This window comes from Pararoseomonas baculiformis, from assembly GCF_017813395.1.
Classification (GTDB): Bacteria; Pseudomonadota; Alphaproteobacteria; order Acetobacterales; family Acetobacteraceae; genus Roseomonas; species Roseomonas baculiformis.
In genome coordinates this window covers 105523-120456 of record NZ_JAGIZB010000002.1, presented here as the reverse complement: position 1 = coordinate 120456, position 14934 = coordinate 105523, and the positions used below count along the sequence as shown (strand labels likewise).

The following is a 14934-nucleotide window of genomic DNA, read 5'->3' as shown; positions in this document are numbered from 1 at the left end:
ACGCGCCATGGAGGCCGCTGCCGCCACGATCGTGACCGGGTTCGTGCTGGGGGGCATGTATGCGCTGGTCGCGATCGGGCTGACGCTGCAATACGGCGTCGCCCGGATCATGAACCTCGCCTATGGCGAGTTCGTGGTGGCGGCGGCCTTCGCGGCGCTCTGGCTTTTTACGAGCCTCGGCGTCAGCCCGCTTCTGGGGCTGGTGCTGGTGATGCCGCTCGCCTTCCTGGCGAACTGGGCGCTCTACCGCGTTTTCCTCACGCCGCTGGTGCGTCGGGCGCCGGATGCGGGCGCGCTGGAGACGGACAGCATCCTGGCCACCTTCGGGCTGCTCTTCGTGGTGCAGGGGGTGATGCTGGCGATCTTCGGGGGCGCCTACCAGTCCTACTCCTATCTCTCGGTGCCCGTGCAGGTGCTGGGGGCCACCATCACGGCGAACAGGCTGGTCGCGCTGGCCTTCGCCGCCGTGATCGGCGGGGGGCTCTGGTTCCTGCTGGCGCATACGCGCATGGGCACGGCCGTCCGGGCCGTCGCGGTGAACCCGGCGGCGGCGCCGCTCGTGGGCATCGACATGGCGCGCACCGCCGCACTGGCCTTCGCCGTGGGGGGCGCGGTGGTGGCCGCTGGCGGCGTGCTCGTCTCCACCTTCCTGACCTTCAACGCGGCCATGGGCATGGTCTTCACCATGAAGGCGCTGGTGGTCGTGATCATGGGTGGCGTGGGGAACCTGATGGGCTGCCTTGTGGCCGGGCTGCTGCTGGGGCTGACGGAGACGCTGGTGGCCAGCTTCGTCGATCCAGGTCTGACGCTGGCCGCGACCTACGGGCTGTTCCTGCTGGTCCTGATCCTGCGGCCCGCCGGGCTGTTCGGAGTGGCCGCGCGATGAGCAACGCCGCCCTCGGGCTTTCGCTCCTTGCCCTGGCGGCCCTGGCCGCCCTGCCCTTCCTCGATACCGGCTTCTGGCTGGCCCTGGCGATCAATGTCGCGCAATACGCGGTGCTCGCGACGGCATGGGCGATGTTCAGCGGGCCGACGCGATACGTATCCCTCGCCACCGCCGCCTTCTTCGGGATCGGGGCCTATACCGTCGCCGTACTGGGGGAGGCGTTGCCCTGGCCGCTGGTGCTGCTGGTGGCCGGCGTGATCGGGGCGGTGATGTCGCTGCTGGTGGGCTTCGCCACGCTCCGCCTTTCAGGCGTCTATTTCGTCGTCTTCACCTTCGGCCTCGCCGAGCTGGTGCGGCAGCTCGTCACCTGGTTCGAGGTGAACGTCACGCGCAGCATGGGGCGCTACGTCTTCGTCGAGATCAGCCAGGCGCAGATCCTCTGGCAGCTGCTCGCGCTGTTCGGCGCGCTGCTCGCGCTGGGCACATGGCTCGCGCGCTCGCGCCTCGGCTTCGCGCTGCGGGTGATCGGGGAGGACGAGACGGTCGCCCGGCATGTCGGCATCGACACGGCGCGGGCCAAGGTGGCGCTCTTCGCCCTCTCCTCGGTCTTCATGGCGCTGGTGGGGGCGGTGATGGCGCCGCGCTGGACCTATCTGGATCCTGCCATCGCCTTCAATCCCTCCATCTCCTTTACCGTGCTCATCATGGCGCTGCTGGGCGGCACACGGAGCCTGCTCGGGCCGCTTCTCGGCGTGGTGCCTCTGGCCATGCTCTTCGAGGTGCTGACGGCGCGCTTCCCGAACCACTTCTCCATCCTGGTTGGGGTGGTGTTCCTTCTCGTCGTCTATGCGCTGCCGCAGGGCGTTTCCGGGCTGCTGGCGCGGCTGCGCCGGGGGGCCGTGGCATGAGCGCGGCGCTTGGCACGGATCCGTCCCCGCTGCTGCGGGTGGAGGGGCTGCGGCGCGCCTTCGGCGGGCTGGTCGCGGTGGACGGGCTCTCCTTCAGCATCCGCCCGGGGGAGATCCTCGGGCTGCTGGGCCCGAACGGCTCGGGCAAAACCACGGCGCTGAACCTTATCTCCGGCGTGCTGGCACCGGATGCGGGGCGCGTAGTGCTGGAAGGGCGCGAGGTGGCCGGGCTGCCGGCGCACCGGCTCTCCCGGCTGGGCATCGCGCGCACCTTCCAGCTCGTCCGCGTGCTGCCCGGACTCTCGCTGGAGGAGAATGTGGTGGCCGGCCTCGCCTTCGGGCGCGACCCGGCCTGGGGCACAGAGGCGCGCGCGCGGGCCGCCGCGCTGCTGGAGCGTGTGGGGCTGGGCGGGCGTGCGGCGCAGCCTGCCTCGGTCCTGACCTATGGCGACCAGAAGCGGCTGGAGCTGGCCCGCGCCCTCGCCCTCTCCCCGCGCCTGCTGCTGCTGGACGAATGGCTGGCGGGGCTGAACCCGACGGAGCTGCGCGGCGGGATCGACCTCATCGCCTCCCTGCGGGACGAGGGCTGCACCGTGCTGATGGTGGAGCATGTGATGGATGCCATCCGTGCCCTGGCCGACCGCTGCGTGGTGATGAATGCCGGCCGGTCCATCGCCGAGGGTCCACCCGCCGAGGTGCTGGCGGAGCGCGCGGTGATCCAGGCCTATCTGGGAGAGGACGATGCTTGAGGCGACCGGGCTTTCCGTCTCCTACGGGCGCCACCGGGCGCTGGAGGATGTCGGCCTCTCCGTCGCCCCGGGCGAGATCCTGGTGGTGCTGGGGGCCAATGGCGCGGGCAAGAGCACCTTGCTGAAGGCGCTGGCCGGGCTGGTCCGCCCCGCTGCCGGCGCGCGCATCGCCATGGGCGGGCGCGATATCGGCGGCATTCCCGCCCATGCGGTTGTGGAGGCGGGGCTGGCGCTGGTGCCGGAAGGGCGCGGCATCTTCGGCGCGCTGACGGTTCGGGAGAACCTGCTGCTCGGCGCCTATCCGGCGCGCGCGCGCCGGGGCGAGGCAGCGCGGCTGGAAACGGTGCTGGCCCTGTTCCCCCGCCTGACCGAGCGCATGGGCCAGGCCGTCCGCACCATGAGCGGCGGCGAGCAGCAGATGGTGGCGATCGGCCGCGCGCTGATGTCCGCGCCCGAGATCCTTGCGCTGGACGAGCCCTCGCTGGGGCTCTCGCCCCTGATGGCCGGGGAGTTGTTCCGCGCGCTCTCGCGCATCCGGGCGGGCGGCACGGGCATCCTGCTGGTGGAGCAGAATGCACGGCGGAGCCTGGCCATCGCGGATCGCGGCATCCTGCTGGAAGGCGGGCGCGTGGTGGGCGGCGGGACCGCCGCCGCGCTCGCGGCCGATCCGGCGGTGCGCCGGGCCTATCTGGGCGCGGCCGAGGCCGCGTGACGGGCAATCAATGCAACAACGGAGGACCGACGTCATGAGCCACCGCATTCCGCGCCGCATCCTGCTGGGCGTGCCGCTCGCCCTCGCCGCGCCGGCCATCGTGCGCGCCCAGGGCGCCCAGAGCGCAGGTGCCTGGCCGAGCAAGCCCGTGCGCATCGTTGTCCCCTTCCCGCCCGGCGGGCTGGTGGACACGCTGGCGCGCTCCGTCTCCCAATCGCTGGCCACCAGGTTCGGCCAGCCCTTCGTGGTCGATAACCGCGCCGGGGCGGGCGGGAATATCGGCGCCGATCTCGTCGCGAAGTCGGCGCCGGATGGCTACACCGTCCTCGCCGCCTCCATGGGGCCGCTGGCGGTGAACCAGTTCATCTACCCCTCCATGCCCTATGACACCAACGCGGCCTTCGCGCCGGTCACGCTGCTGGCCTCCACGCCAAAGGTGATCTGCGTGGCGAATGCACGGCCCTGGCGGAACCTGGGCGCGCTGATCGCGGCGGCGAAGGAAAAGCCGGGGCAGCTCACGGCGGGCTCGGCCGGTTCGGGCAGCAGCCTTCACCTGGCGCTGGAGCTGTTCAAGGGCGCGACGGGCACGGAAATCCAGCACATCCCCTATCGCGGGGCGGCGCCGGCCGTCACCGACCTCATCGCCGGCAATATCGACATGGTGATCGACAACCTGCCGAACATCCTCGGCCATATCCGCGGCAACGCGGTGCGTCCCCTGGCCGTGGCGACGGAGCAGCGGCTGCCGCAGCTGCCGGACGTGCCGACGACGGCGGAGGCCGGCGTGCCAGGATTCATCTTCGGCACGGCCTTCGGCATGGTGGCGCCCGCGGGCACGCCGGAGGCGGTGATCGCCACGCTGGCCGAAGGCGTGGCGGCCGCGATGCGCGACCCGGCGGTGGGCGGCCGGCTGGCTGAGCAGGGGACGATCCTGGGTGGCCAGGGGCCGCAGGCCTTTGCGGCGCTGATCGAGCGGGAGAAGCGCACGCTGGAGCCCGTGATCAAGCGCGCCAATATCCGCGCGGATTAGGACGGCCGGCCCCGCGCATACTGGCCTCGTGCGCACGGGGCGCGCGAGGCCGCCGGATCAGCCTGCCGCCACGCGGAAGATGTAGTCGCACCGGCCGTTATTGGCGCCGTCCATGGCGAGTTCCGGCGCGTTGACCGGGCCGGGCACGGTGCGGCGGAGCACCGTCTCCCGCGTGACCACGAAGCCGGGCGGGCTGAGCACAAGAAGGAAGGTGCTGTCCGCCACCGGGTCCAGCCGGGTGCCGACAATCGGGGCGCAGACCACCTCGGCCCCGCGGGACAATTGCGCGGTGAGGAAATGCGGCACGGGGGCCACGCCCGGCATGGACACATACAGGATGGCGGGCGGGGTGGTGGGCGCGCGGATCGGGATTTCGGACATCGGCGATGGAGGCGGGTTGGGCGCCCCGCAGGCCGCGAGGCCGAGGAGCGCGCCCAGGGCCGCGAGGGAGTGCATGCACGCGCGGATGGGCGCTCGGCGCATCGGGCCTGTCCTTCTCTGATCCGTCGTCGCAACGCCGGTGCGGGGCTGCGGCTTCGGGCAGGCTATCATCGCCGCCGAGTCCCACCCAGGGCGGCGGAGCGGCCGGTTGCGATGCCGCTACCCCTCCTCGGCCGCCAGCATTGCCGCATCGATCTGCGCGAGCAGCTGGGGGAAGTCCACGGGCTTGGGGTGATAGTCGTCGCAGCCCGCGGCAATCATCTTATCGCGGTCGCCCGACATGGCATGGGCGGTCAGCGCGATGATGGGGATGCGGGTGGTTTCGGGCAGCTCCCGGATTTTCCGGGCGGCCGTCCAGCCATCCATCACGGGCAGGTTCATGTCCAGCAGGATCACGTCGGGCTTCTCGGCCTGGGCCATGTCGACGCCCTGCTGGCCGTCATGGGCCAGCACCACGTCGAAGCCACGGCGGCGGAGGCGGCGGGAGAGGAAATCCCACAGCTCCTCATGGTCCTCCACCAGCAGGATCTTCGTCATCGCGTCGCGGTCTCCCTCTGCGCCTCCAACGGCGGCGGCGGCGGCGGGTTCCCTGGGGCTGCATTCGCGATCCGCTGCCCGGCAATGCGGCGAAGTTCGGTGAGAAGCGCCTCCGGCGGCTCGTCATCGGCGGGAAGGATGCGGCGGACCTGGCCGCGCAGTGCCTCCAGCTCCGCGGGTGCGACATGGCCGCCGGTCAGGGCGATGACCTGGATGCCCTTCCATGCCTCGTTGCGCCGGAGCTGGTGCACGAGGCTGAGCCCGTCGCCATCCGGCCCGGGAACGGCGACGAGGACGAGGCCGAGGGGCGGCGCGGCCGGCGAGGCGGCCGAGAGGCGCTCCAGGGCGGCCGAGCCGTTCCCTGCTTCCTCCACCGACCATCCTTCGCTTTCCAGAAGGCGGCGCAGCTCGTTGCGGGGCTCCGGCTCGGCCTCCACCACCAGGGCGGTGCCAGGCGCTCGGTAGCGTTCCAGCACCGTGCGAAGGCGGTGCCACTGCACCGGCTTCACGAGGTAGTCGGCCGCGCCGAGGGACACCGCGAGGGCGCGTTCCTGGACGATGGAAACCATCACCACGGGAATCTCGGACAGGTCCGGATCCGCCTTGAGCGCGGAGAGCACGGACCAGCCATCCATGCGCGGCATCATCACGTCCAGCAGGATGGCGGTGGGGCGGAGCTGGCGGGCGAGGCGCAGCCCCTCCTCCCCATCATGGGCGCAGGCGACGGAGAAGCCGTCCCGCACGACGAAGCGGGACAGCAGCTCGCGCGAGGCGGGGTCGTCATCCACGACGAGGACAAGGCCGGCCGTTCCGGAATCCGGCTCGGGGATGGTGGCCAGGCGCTGCTCGGCCGAAGGCTCCGGCCCCGTCTCGTGCATGTCCACCGGCACGCGGATGGTGAAGGTGGTCCCCCGCCCCTCCTCGCTCTCCACGGCGATGTCGCCGCCGAGAAGGGTGCAGAAGGCCTTGGTGATGGCCAGGCCAAGCCCGGTGCCGCCGAAGCGCCGGGTGGTGGAGCTGTCCGCCTGGCTGAACCGGCGGAACAGGCGGGAGAGCTGCTCCTGGTTCATGCCGATGCCGGTATCCGCCACCCGGAAGGCGATCTCCCGGCGCCCCATGGCGTCGCGCCCCGGTTCGGCCGAAAGGGTGATCACGCCCCCCTCGGTGAACTTGCTGGCGTTGGAAAGCAGGTTGATCAGGCACTGGCGCAGCTTCACCTGGTCGGTGCGCATGGTGCCGAGATCCGGCGGCAACCGCACATCCAGCCGGTTCTCCTTGCGGTCCATCAGGGCCTGCACGGTCGCCACGGTTTCGGACACGAGGGTGGAGACCTCGAATTCCTCCGCATGGGTCTCCATCCGCCCGGCCTCGATCTTGGAGAGATCCAGCACGTCGTTGATGAGCGACAGGAGGTGGCGTGCATTGGCGCCGATCTTCTGCAGGTCCTTCGTCAGCACCTCGCCGCCCTCGATGTCGGCGGCCTCCTCCTCGAGCATTTCGGAATAGCCGATCACGGCGGAGAGCGGGGTGCGCAGCTCATGGCTCATATTGGCGATGAACTGGCTCTTGGCGCGGTTCGCGTCCTCGGCCGCCTCCCGGGCCAGGGTTGCCTCCTCCTGCGCGGCGCGCAGCTCCGTCACATCGGTGTTGGTGCCGAACCAGCCGGTGATCGCGCCCTCCGGATTCTCCTCGTCGGGTTCCTCGCGCAGGGGCACGGCGCGGCTGAGGAACCAGCGGTACTCGCCATCGGCGCCACGCAGGGGGAAGAAATCCTCCCACGGCTCGCCCTGCGCGATGGCGGCGCGGAAGCTGGCCTCGGCCCGCTCCACATGGTCGGGGTGGTGGACGCTCTTCCAGCCCGATCCCCTCACCTGCTCGAAGCTGGTGCCGGTGAAGTCGTACCAGCGGCGGTTGTACCACTCGATCTCGCCCTGAGCATCGGTCTGCCAGGCGAGCTGCGGAAGGGAGTTGGCGAGGGTGCGGAAGCGCGCCTCGCTTCGGCGCAGGCGCTCCTCGGCCCGGCGCCGGCGGGTGATGTCCATCAGGATGAGGCCTGCCCCCTCGGCCCCGGCGGCAACCGGGAACAGGGTTGCGAGAAGGTGGTGCTTCTCCTCGGGATTGATGGGGCTGGGGAGTTCGATCGCGACATCGGATTGCGGGCGCCCGCCATCCAGCACGGCGCGCAGGCGCGGCTCGATGCGGCTGCGCATGGCCTCGGCCAGCGCCGGGGCGGCGTTGGGCGACCCGGAGTCCTGGCCGGTCATGCGCTCCGCGATCTCCGCCATGGAGCGATTGGCGTTGCGGATCGAAAGGTCGCGCCCGATCAGCCCGAGGCCGACAGGGGCATTGCCCATCACCGCTTCCAGCAGGGCATTGGCGCGGCGCTCCGCCCGGCGGCGCGTGACGGCATAGAAGCCGAGCAGGGCGCAGGCGAGCAGCGCGGCGCCGAGGGCCGTGCCGCCAAGCCAGAGCGCGCGGAGGTTGCTGCGGTGGTTCAGCTCGTCCACGCGCTCCCGCGCCTGGGCCTGCAGCCGCGCGACCTCGGCGCGGATCGCATCCATGGTCTCGCGTCCCTCGCCGCTTTCCACCAGCCCCTGGGCCGCGGCGGTCCCGCCCTCCCGCCGGGCGGTGACGGCGCGTTCGGCCAGACTCTCCCGCCGGGAGATCAGGTTGCGGAGCGGGGTGTCGGCGGCCAGGCCGGCGGGGGCGCGCAGGGCCTCGACGGCGGCGAGGCGCTCCTCCACGGCCTGGAGGCCGGCCTTGTAGGGCTCCAGGTATTCCTCGCGCCCCACCAGCATGTAGCCGCGCTGGCCGGTTTCCACATCTTTGATGGCGGAGAGCACGCCTTCGAGCGCCACCACGGTCTCGTTTCCGGCGGCGATGGCATCCGTGTCCCGGTCGTTCAGCGCATAGCTCACGGTTCCGGCGATGACGGCCAGCACGGCGAGAAGGCCGGCGAGGAGCGGCAGGCGCGGCCAGCGGCGGGGCTGCGCCACCCGGCCCGGGGTCGCACCCGGCGTCATTTCCGGGGCCGGGGCGCGGATGGGTTCGGGCACGGGTTCTCCTTCCGCCGGGAACTTCCCGCCACCCCCGCATGGGGTGGGGAAGATGGCATCCGGGCGCGCAACGCACCGGGGGGGTGGGGGGTTGTGCCAGAGATGCTGCGCCGGGAGCGCGGCCCATTCCCTTCCGGACACGAAACACCGCTTCATGGCCCTGCCCGACCGACGCCTCCCCCCATCCGCCGCGCCGGGAAACCCGGTGGCCGGGGCGGCCATGCTGGTTTCGGCCGCCGTGGTGGTGGCGGCGCTCTATTACGGGCAGGACGTGCTGGTGCCGCTGGTGCTGGCCGTGCTGCTCGCCTTCGTGCTCGCGCCCGTCGCGCGGGCGCTCCAGCGGGTTCGCCTCGGCAAGGGCGTGGCGGTGCTGGTGACGGTGCTGGTGGCCTTCGCCGTCATCGCGGCCATTTTCGCCGCCATCGGGATGCAGGCCGCCGAGCTGGCGGCGGAACTGCCGGGCTACGCCACCACCTTGCGCGAGAAGCTGGGGGCGCTGAGCGGACTGGGGAACCTGCTGCGACGGGCTGAGGCAATGCTGGGGAGCCTGGGGATCGAGGGGGTGCAGGAAACCCCCGCCCCCCCTGGGGCGCCGGTGGTGGTCGCGGCCCCGGCGCGGTCCGATGCATCGATCCTGAGCGTGCTGGGCTCCATCCTGGGCCCGGTGCTGGGGCCACTGGCCAAGACGGGCCTGGTGCTGCTCTTCACCGTGCTGACCCTTCTCTACCGCGAGGACCTGCGGGACCGCGCGATCCGGCTGGCCGGGGCCCGCGACCTGCACCGGACGATGACCGCGATGAATGACGCGGCCGGCCGGCTTTCGCGGCTCTTCCTGGCCCAGGTAGCGCTGAACGCGGGCTATGGCGTGATGATCTCCGCGCTGCTCTGGGCCGTGGGGCTGCCAAGCCCGCTGCTCTGGGGGATCCTGGCCGGGCTGATGCGCTTCGTCCCCTTCATCGGCACGCCCATCGCCGTGGCGCCGCCCCTGGTGCTGGCGATGGCAGTGGATCCGGGCTGGTTCATGGCCATCACGGTCCTGGCCGTGTTCCTGCTCGGCGGGGCGGTGATGGGCCAGGTGCTGGAGCCCCTGCTTTTCGGGCGGCGGACGGGGCTTTCGCCGCTTTCGGTGGTGCTCTCGGCCAGCTTCTGGGCCTTCCTCTGGGGCCCGGTGGGGCTCCTGATCGCCACGCCCCTGACGGTGGGGCTGGTGGTGCTAGGCCGGCATGTGCCGCGCTTCGAATTCTTCGACGTCATGCTGGGCGACCGCCCGCCGCTGCAGCCGCAGGAGAGCTTCTACCAGCGCGCGCTGGAAGGGGATGCGGATGGGCTGGTGGACCAGGCGCGCGAGATCCTGGCCGAACCGGGGGCCAGCCTGGGCGCCTATGGCGACGGCGTGGCGCTGCAGGGGCTGGTACTGGCGCAGACGGACTGGTCACGCGAGGCGCTGGAACCCGAACGGCTGGATGTGATCCGGGCGCAGGTGGGCGTGCTGCTCGACGACCTGTCCGACTTCGCCCCGGTGCCCGCGGGCGAGGCCGCACAGCCCGCGCCCTGGGCGGCCGAGGGGGCGGTGGTGTGCATCGCCGGGCGCGGTCCCTTCGACGACCTCACGGCGCGGCTGGCCGCGCTGGTGCTGCAACGGGCCGGGCTGGGCGCCCGGGCGGAGACGAGCGCGGCGCTGGAAACAGCCAATCTCGGGCGGCTGGACCCGACGCTGGTGCGGATGGTCTGCCTGTCCGTGCTGGAGGAGGGGAACAGCGTGGCGGGGCTGCGCTACTTCCTTCGCCGCATTGCGCGGCAATTGCCCGAGGCGAAGGTCATCGTCGGCCTTTGGCATGCGCCGTCGGACAGCCCGATGCTGGCGGCGCTGCGCGAGGAAGGCCCCGCCGAGGCGATCGTGACATCCATGGGCGAGGCCGCGGCGTTGGGCGAGGCGCTGGCGGCCCGGGGGGAGAAATCCTTTCCTTCCGCGCAAAGGGTCATCTAGCCTCCGGGGCAACCCGGAGGGAGACGGCGGAAGATGGCCGATGGCATGACCCTGTCGCGCAGGCTTTGCCTCGCCGCGCTTCCCCTCATTCTCATGGCGCAGGGGCCGGCAGCGGCGCAGGACCTGACGATCGGCGTGGGGACGGCCCCGACCTCGGTGGATCCGCACTTCCACAACAATGGGCCGAACAACTCCCTGACCATGCATATCTTCGACCGGCTGGTGGAGCGGGATGCACGCGCCCGCCCCATGCCGGCGCTGGCAGAATCCTGGCGCCCGGTGTCCGACACGGAGTGGGAGTTCCGGCTGCGCCGCGGCGTGAAATGGCATGACGGGCGAGACTTCACGGCCGAGGACGTGGTGTTCACCTTCGGGCGCGTGCCGCAAGTGGCGAACAGCCCGGGTGGCTTCGGCGGCTTCCTGCGGCAGGTGGCGCGGGTGGAGATAATGGACCCGCACACCATCCGCGTCCACACGCGCCAGCCGCATCCACTCCTGCCAGTGGACCTGACCCAGATCAGCGTCATCGCGCGGCATGTGAACGGAACGGCCACCGAGGACTACAACACCGGCCGCGCGGCGGTGGGCACGGGCGCCTACCGGCTCGTCTCCTACGCCTCGGGTGACCGGGCTGTGCTGGCGCGGAACGAGGAATGGTGGGGAGGGGCGGAACCCTGGGCGCGAGTGTCCTACCGCTTCCTGTCCAACGATGCCTCCCGCACCGCTGCGCTGCTCTCGGGCGATGTGGACCTGATCGACCAGCTGCCGACGAGCGACCTGGCGCGGCTGAAGAACGACCCGCGCGTGGTCGTTTCCCAGATCCCGAGCCTGCGGACGATGTTCATCGCGCCCGTTCATTCGCCTGAGGGCGGGCATCCGCAGATAACGGACCACCAGGGCACGCCCCTGCCGCAGAACCCCTTCCTGGACATCCGGGTGCGGCGCGCGCTGTCGCTGGCCATCAACCGAGATGCGCTGGTGGAGCGGGTGATGGAGGGCGCGGCGGAGCCGACGGGGCAATGGCTGCCGCGCGGCGCCTTCGGCTACAACCCGGATGTGCGGCCCGACCCTTTCGACCCGGAAGCGGCGCGGCGGCTGCTGGCGGAAGCAGGGTATCCGCAGGGCTTCCGGGTGGTGATCTCCACGCCTAACGACCGCTGGCCCAATGACGCGCGACTGAGCCAGGCCGTGGCGCAGATGTGGACGCGGATTGGCGTGCGGGCCACGGTGGATGCCATGCCCTATGCGGCCTTCGTGCCCCGGCGCACGCGCTTCGAGCTGCCGCTGCAGATGGCGGCCTGGGGCAGTTCCACGGGCGAGGCGACAAACTACCTGGTAAACATCACCGGCACGTCGAACCGGCAGCGCCTGACCGGCTCGGCCAATATGTGGCGCCATTCCGATCCCGAGCTGGACGAGATGACAGCGCGGGCCGCGGCCACCATGGACGATGAGGGACGCGAGGCGCTGCTGCGCGAGGCAGTGGCGCGCTATGCGGAGCGGGTGCCCTATATCCAGCTCGTGCAGCTGACCAACAGCTGGGCGGCACGCCGGGGGCTGAAACATGATCCGCGCATGGATGAACGGACCATCGCCATGGGCGTGCGCGCTGAGCCCTGATTCCGTGTGGGCTTGGTCCTGACCTGCCGCTCGCGGAGAGGGCGCTGCCCTCTCCGGACCCGCACCCGCCAAGGGCGTGAGGCCCTTGGAACCCCGCCTGGCTGCCGCGGAAACGGCGCAACACGGGGGCTGAGACCACCACAACCATTCTTGGCAGGTATCGGCTTGTCTGATCTTTAGCGGCAGCCAGCAGATAGGCCCCGGCCAGCGCGCAGCGGTGAACCCGGCTGCCCTCCACTGCAGCCGGGTTCCCGAAGGTCAGAGATCTACTCGCCCTGGCTTGCAAGGAGGAAGTTCCCCGCGGAAGGCGCGTGCGCCGCGGCGAGCATCAGGCGGTCATCCTGCCGGGCCCAGGCAGCCGATGCGGTAGGCCCGATGACGTACTGATCATCACCACCAGACAAGTGGCGGCGATCCCGACTGGCCTCGGCGGCCGGGGTGTACCCGGCAGGCTGAGTCCACGCAGGCGACACGGTGCGGGCGCCTATCAGGTAATCACCTTCGGCAAAGGCAGGGGCACCGCCGGCGATCAGGCTGCTGACCAAGGCAGCGGCGAAGATCTTGCGCATGGCGTTTCTCGGTTCGGAGATGATCGGGTGAGCGGGACGGCTCGGTTGCCCGGGTTGAGGGGATGACCCGCTCGGCCATGCTGGCCACAGCGGATGGGGGGATGCGCGACGAGGTTCCACTGGCGATGCGATGGAATTCCCGCCGGACGCGACGAGGACGAACGAAACTGGGCCTGCGCACTGACGTTCTGTGCGCAGCGCTGTTCCTGAGTTACCTCAGAGCCTTGTCAGCCAAGGTTGTGCTTGAACGAAGACCATCTGCCACAAAAAGCATTCCGGTCCTCCCTTACCAAGCGGCTTTCTATAATGATTCGGCCCGGCAGCTGTTTTGCCATCCGGTGAGTGCTTGATAGCCTGAGAACAGCATCGTGGTCCCGAAAACGGCCTGAAAACTTCGCGAAACTTTGGTGCAAAATCGACCGTGGTTTCACCGGTGTCCTTTGCCCTCAAGGCCGGGGTATCCGCTGGGGAGGGCTATGCTATGCCCGACCAAGGGCCGTCAGCCTTTTCGTTTGATGGCTTTTGCCTGGACCTGACCCGTGGGTGCCTTCGCGGGCGAGACGGTCTTGAACTCGCACTCCGCCGGAAGTCCTTTGAGACCTTGCGGTACATGGCGGAGAACGCCGGTAGGCTGGTATCCCGAACCGAGCTGATGGAGGCAATGTGGCCGGAAGCCACCGTCACGGACGATGGTATCACCCATTGCATTGCTGACATTCGGCGGGCGCTCGGAGCTGATGGCCAGCGAATCCTGAAGACGGTGGCAGGTCGCGGCTACCTCTTCACGGAGCAGGTGACACGCGGCGATACGGCATCCGCTCCGCCGTCAGGAGACAACGCTGGCAGCGTCAGTGGTACGGCTTCAGAGCATCCGTCGGGGCCACCCAGCCTGCCCCTGCCGGAGCGCCCCTCCATCGTTGTTCTTCCCTTCGACAACCTGAGTGGCGACCCGGAGCAGGACTATTTCGTCGATGGCATGACGGCGGAACTGACGTCCGCTCTGACACGCCTGCACTGGCTCTTCGTGATCGCGCGCAACTCAGCCTTCACCTACAAAGAAAAGTTCGTCGATGTACGTCAGATCGGCCGGGAGCTCGGGGTCCGTTATGTGCTGGAAGGCACGATCCGCAGGGCTGGTGAGCGCGTCAGGATCACCTGCCAGCTCGTTGAAGCGGAAACGGGCGTGTACATCTGGGCAGAGCACTTCGATGGTGTGCTGGATGATGTCTTCGACCTACAGGATCGACTGACGGAGACCGTGGCAGGTGCTCTCGAGCCGAGCCTGAGCCAAGCCGAGGTCCGAAGGGTGAGGCAGAAGCCGACCGACAGCCTGGGCGCCTACGACCTCTATCTTCGAGCACTACCGCACCATTACGCGCAAACACGCGAGGGCAGCGATGCCGCGCTGAGCCTGCTGCGGGAAGCAATCCGGCTTGATCCGTCATTTGTCCTGGCCAAGGCGTTCGCCGCTTACACGATGATCATGCGCGAGGTTCAGGGATGGATCATGCCCGACGAGCGGGAGGAGGGCGCCAGGCTTGCCCGCGAGGCGCTGTCCGATGCGAGGGACGATGCCACGACACTCCGCCTGGCAGGTCAGGCAATATCCTGGCTGGCCCATGATCGGGAGCACGGCGTCGCAGCGATCGAGCGAGCCCTCTCGCTCAACCCGAATTCAGCACAGATCAACGGCGGTGCCGCCTGGACCCTGCTCTACGTTGCACAGCCAAACAGGGCCATCAGCCTGTTCCAGCGAGCCATGCGCCTCAGCCCCCTTGACCCGGAGCTCTCCTACTTTCTCTCCGGCCTGGGCTACGCGTACATCATGGTGGGGCGCTACGAGGAGGCCCTGGATGTCGGCCGCAGGGCAGTGGCTGAGATGCCGATGCGTGCCACCGGGCATCGCGTGGTCGTTGTCGCCCTGCATGCTCTAGGCCAGGTGGAGGGAGCGATCCGTGCCGGGGAATACTACAGGCGCATGTGCCCTACTGGGGCGCGTGTCTTTGCGTCCCGTATCATGGGCGAGTTCGCGGACTCCAACTTTCATCGTGTCATGATCGAAGGACTGCGCGGCGGTGGCTTGCCAGAATGATTCTGGCCAGGTGCTTCGCCACGGTGCGGAGCACTCACTGCTTGTGCCTGCTACAGCGTTCAAGAGGCCGCCATAGGTGCTTCTGTAGTGGCGCGTGGACGGCTGCCTTCCTGCAGCTGCTCCATATATTTGGATCGCCAACCGGCCACCATATTATGCGCGGAGCGGCCTCGTGCGGCGTGGGCTGAAGCTGCTTGGCGGGAGGGCCGGATGCTGACTTGCGGGACGGCGGATCACGCGGAGGTCTGAAGCGCTTGCAGAAGCCCAAGTGGTTTCAACGCATTGATGTGCCGCCTTTCTGTCCTTCCTGCCCTTGCGATCGCCCTGGGCCATCGTCCCAAGGCGCA

At 69.7% G+C, this 14934-nt stretch carries 12 protein-coding genes; 8 read left to right on the top strand and 4 right to left on the bottom strand.

Annotated features, from left to right (window positions below; genetic code table 11):
• The first annotated feature begins 7 nt into the window (after positions 1-7).
• From J8J14_RS02600 to J8J14_RS02580, 5 genes are read left to right on the top strand one after another with little or no spacing between them, the layout of a single operon-like run.
• The gene (locus tag J8J14_RS02600; RefSeq protein ID WP_209377882.1) at positions 8-886 is read left to right on the top strand and encodes a branched-chain amino acid ABC transporter permease; all 879 of its coding nucleotides are present in this window, start codon (positions 8-10) and stop codon (positions 884-886) included.
• Positions 883-1794 carry a branched-chain amino acid ABC transporter permease gene (locus J8J14_RS02595; protein WP_209377881.1) on the top strand — a complete coding sequence of 304 codons (912 nt, stop codon included), beginning with the start codon at positions 883-885 and terminating at the stop codon, positions 1792-1794. The genes J8J14_RS02600 and J8J14_RS02595 overlap by 4 nt, the downstream gene beginning before the upstream one ends.
• Positions 1791-2543, top strand: coding sequence for an ABC transporter ATP-binding protein (locus tag J8J14_RS02590; protein WP_209377880.1), 753 nt, complete (start codon positions 1791-1793; stop codon positions 2541-2543). Before J8J14_RS02595 ends, J8J14_RS02590 begins: the two co-directional genes overlap by 4 nt.
• Entirely contained in the window at positions 2536-3255 is a 720-nt protein-coding gene (locus J8J14_RS02585) for an ABC transporter ATP-binding protein (RefSeq protein WP_209377879.1), read from the top strand. Before J8J14_RS02590 ends, J8J14_RS02585 begins: the two co-directional genes overlap by 8 nt.
• Before the next feature lie 34 nt (positions 3256-3289).
• Positions 3290-4285 (top strand): Bug family tripartite tricarboxylate transporter substrate binding protein, encoded by a 996-nt coding sequence (locus tag J8J14_RS02580; RefSeq protein WP_209377878.1) that lies wholly within the window; start codon positions 3290-3292, stop codon positions 4283-4285.
• Between the two features lie 57 nt (positions 4286-4342).
• Here the strand turns inward: J8J14_RS02580 and J8J14_RS02575 are convergent, their stop codons facing one another.
• The 3 genes from J8J14_RS02575 to J8J14_RS02565 form a co-directional block, all read right to left on the bottom strand.
• Complete coding sequence (locus tag J8J14_RS02575) at positions 4343-4768, bottom strand: hypothetical protein (protein WP_209377877.1); 426 nt, start codon at positions 4766-4768, stop codon at positions 4343-4345.
• A gap of 117 nt (positions 4769-4885) precedes the next feature.
• Positions 4886-5263 (bottom strand): response regulator, encoded by a 378-nt coding sequence (locus J8J14_RS02570; RefSeq protein ID WP_209377876.1) that lies wholly within the window; start codon positions 5261-5263, stop codon positions 4886-4888.
• Complete coding sequence (locus J8J14_RS02565; RefSeq protein ID WP_209377875.1) at positions 5260-8319, bottom strand: response regulator; 3060 nt, start codon at positions 8317-8319, stop codon at positions 5260-5262. Before J8J14_RS02565 ends, J8J14_RS02570 begins: the two co-directional genes overlap by 4 nt.
• A gap of 154 nt (positions 8320-8473) precedes the next feature.
• Between J8J14_RS02565 and J8J14_RS02560 the strand changes: the two genes are divergently transcribed.
• Both J8J14_RS02560 and J8J14_RS02555 read left to right on the top strand, forming a co-directional pair.
• On the top strand, positions 8474-10306 hold the full coding sequence (locus tag J8J14_RS02560) for an AI-2E family transporter (protein ID WP_209377874.1): 1833 nt from the start codon (positions 8474-8476) through the stop codon (positions 10304-10306).
• 33 nt (positions 10307-10339) lie between these two features.
• Positions 10340-11926, top strand: coding sequence for an ABC transporter substrate-binding protein (locus tag J8J14_RS02555; protein WP_245215303.1), 1587 nt, complete (start codon positions 10340-10342; stop codon positions 11924-11926).
• Between the two features lie 266 nt (positions 11927-12192).
• Here J8J14_RS02555 and J8J14_RS02550 read toward each other — a convergent pair whose 3' ends face one another.
• The gene (locus tag J8J14_RS02550; protein ID WP_209377873.1) at positions 12193-12495 is read right to left on the bottom strand and encodes a hypothetical protein; all 303 of its coding nucleotides are present in this window, start codon (positions 12493-12495) and stop codon (positions 12193-12195) included.
• Between the two features lie 481 nt (positions 12496-12976).
• On the opposite strand from J8J14_RS02550, the gene J8J14_RS02545 reads away from it, so the two are divergent.
• Entirely contained in the window at positions 12977-14587 is a 1611-nt protein-coding gene (locus tag J8J14_RS02545) for a winged helix-turn-helix domain-containing protein (RefSeq protein WP_280842830.1), read from the top strand.
• Positions 14588-14934 lie beyond the last annotated feature (347 nt).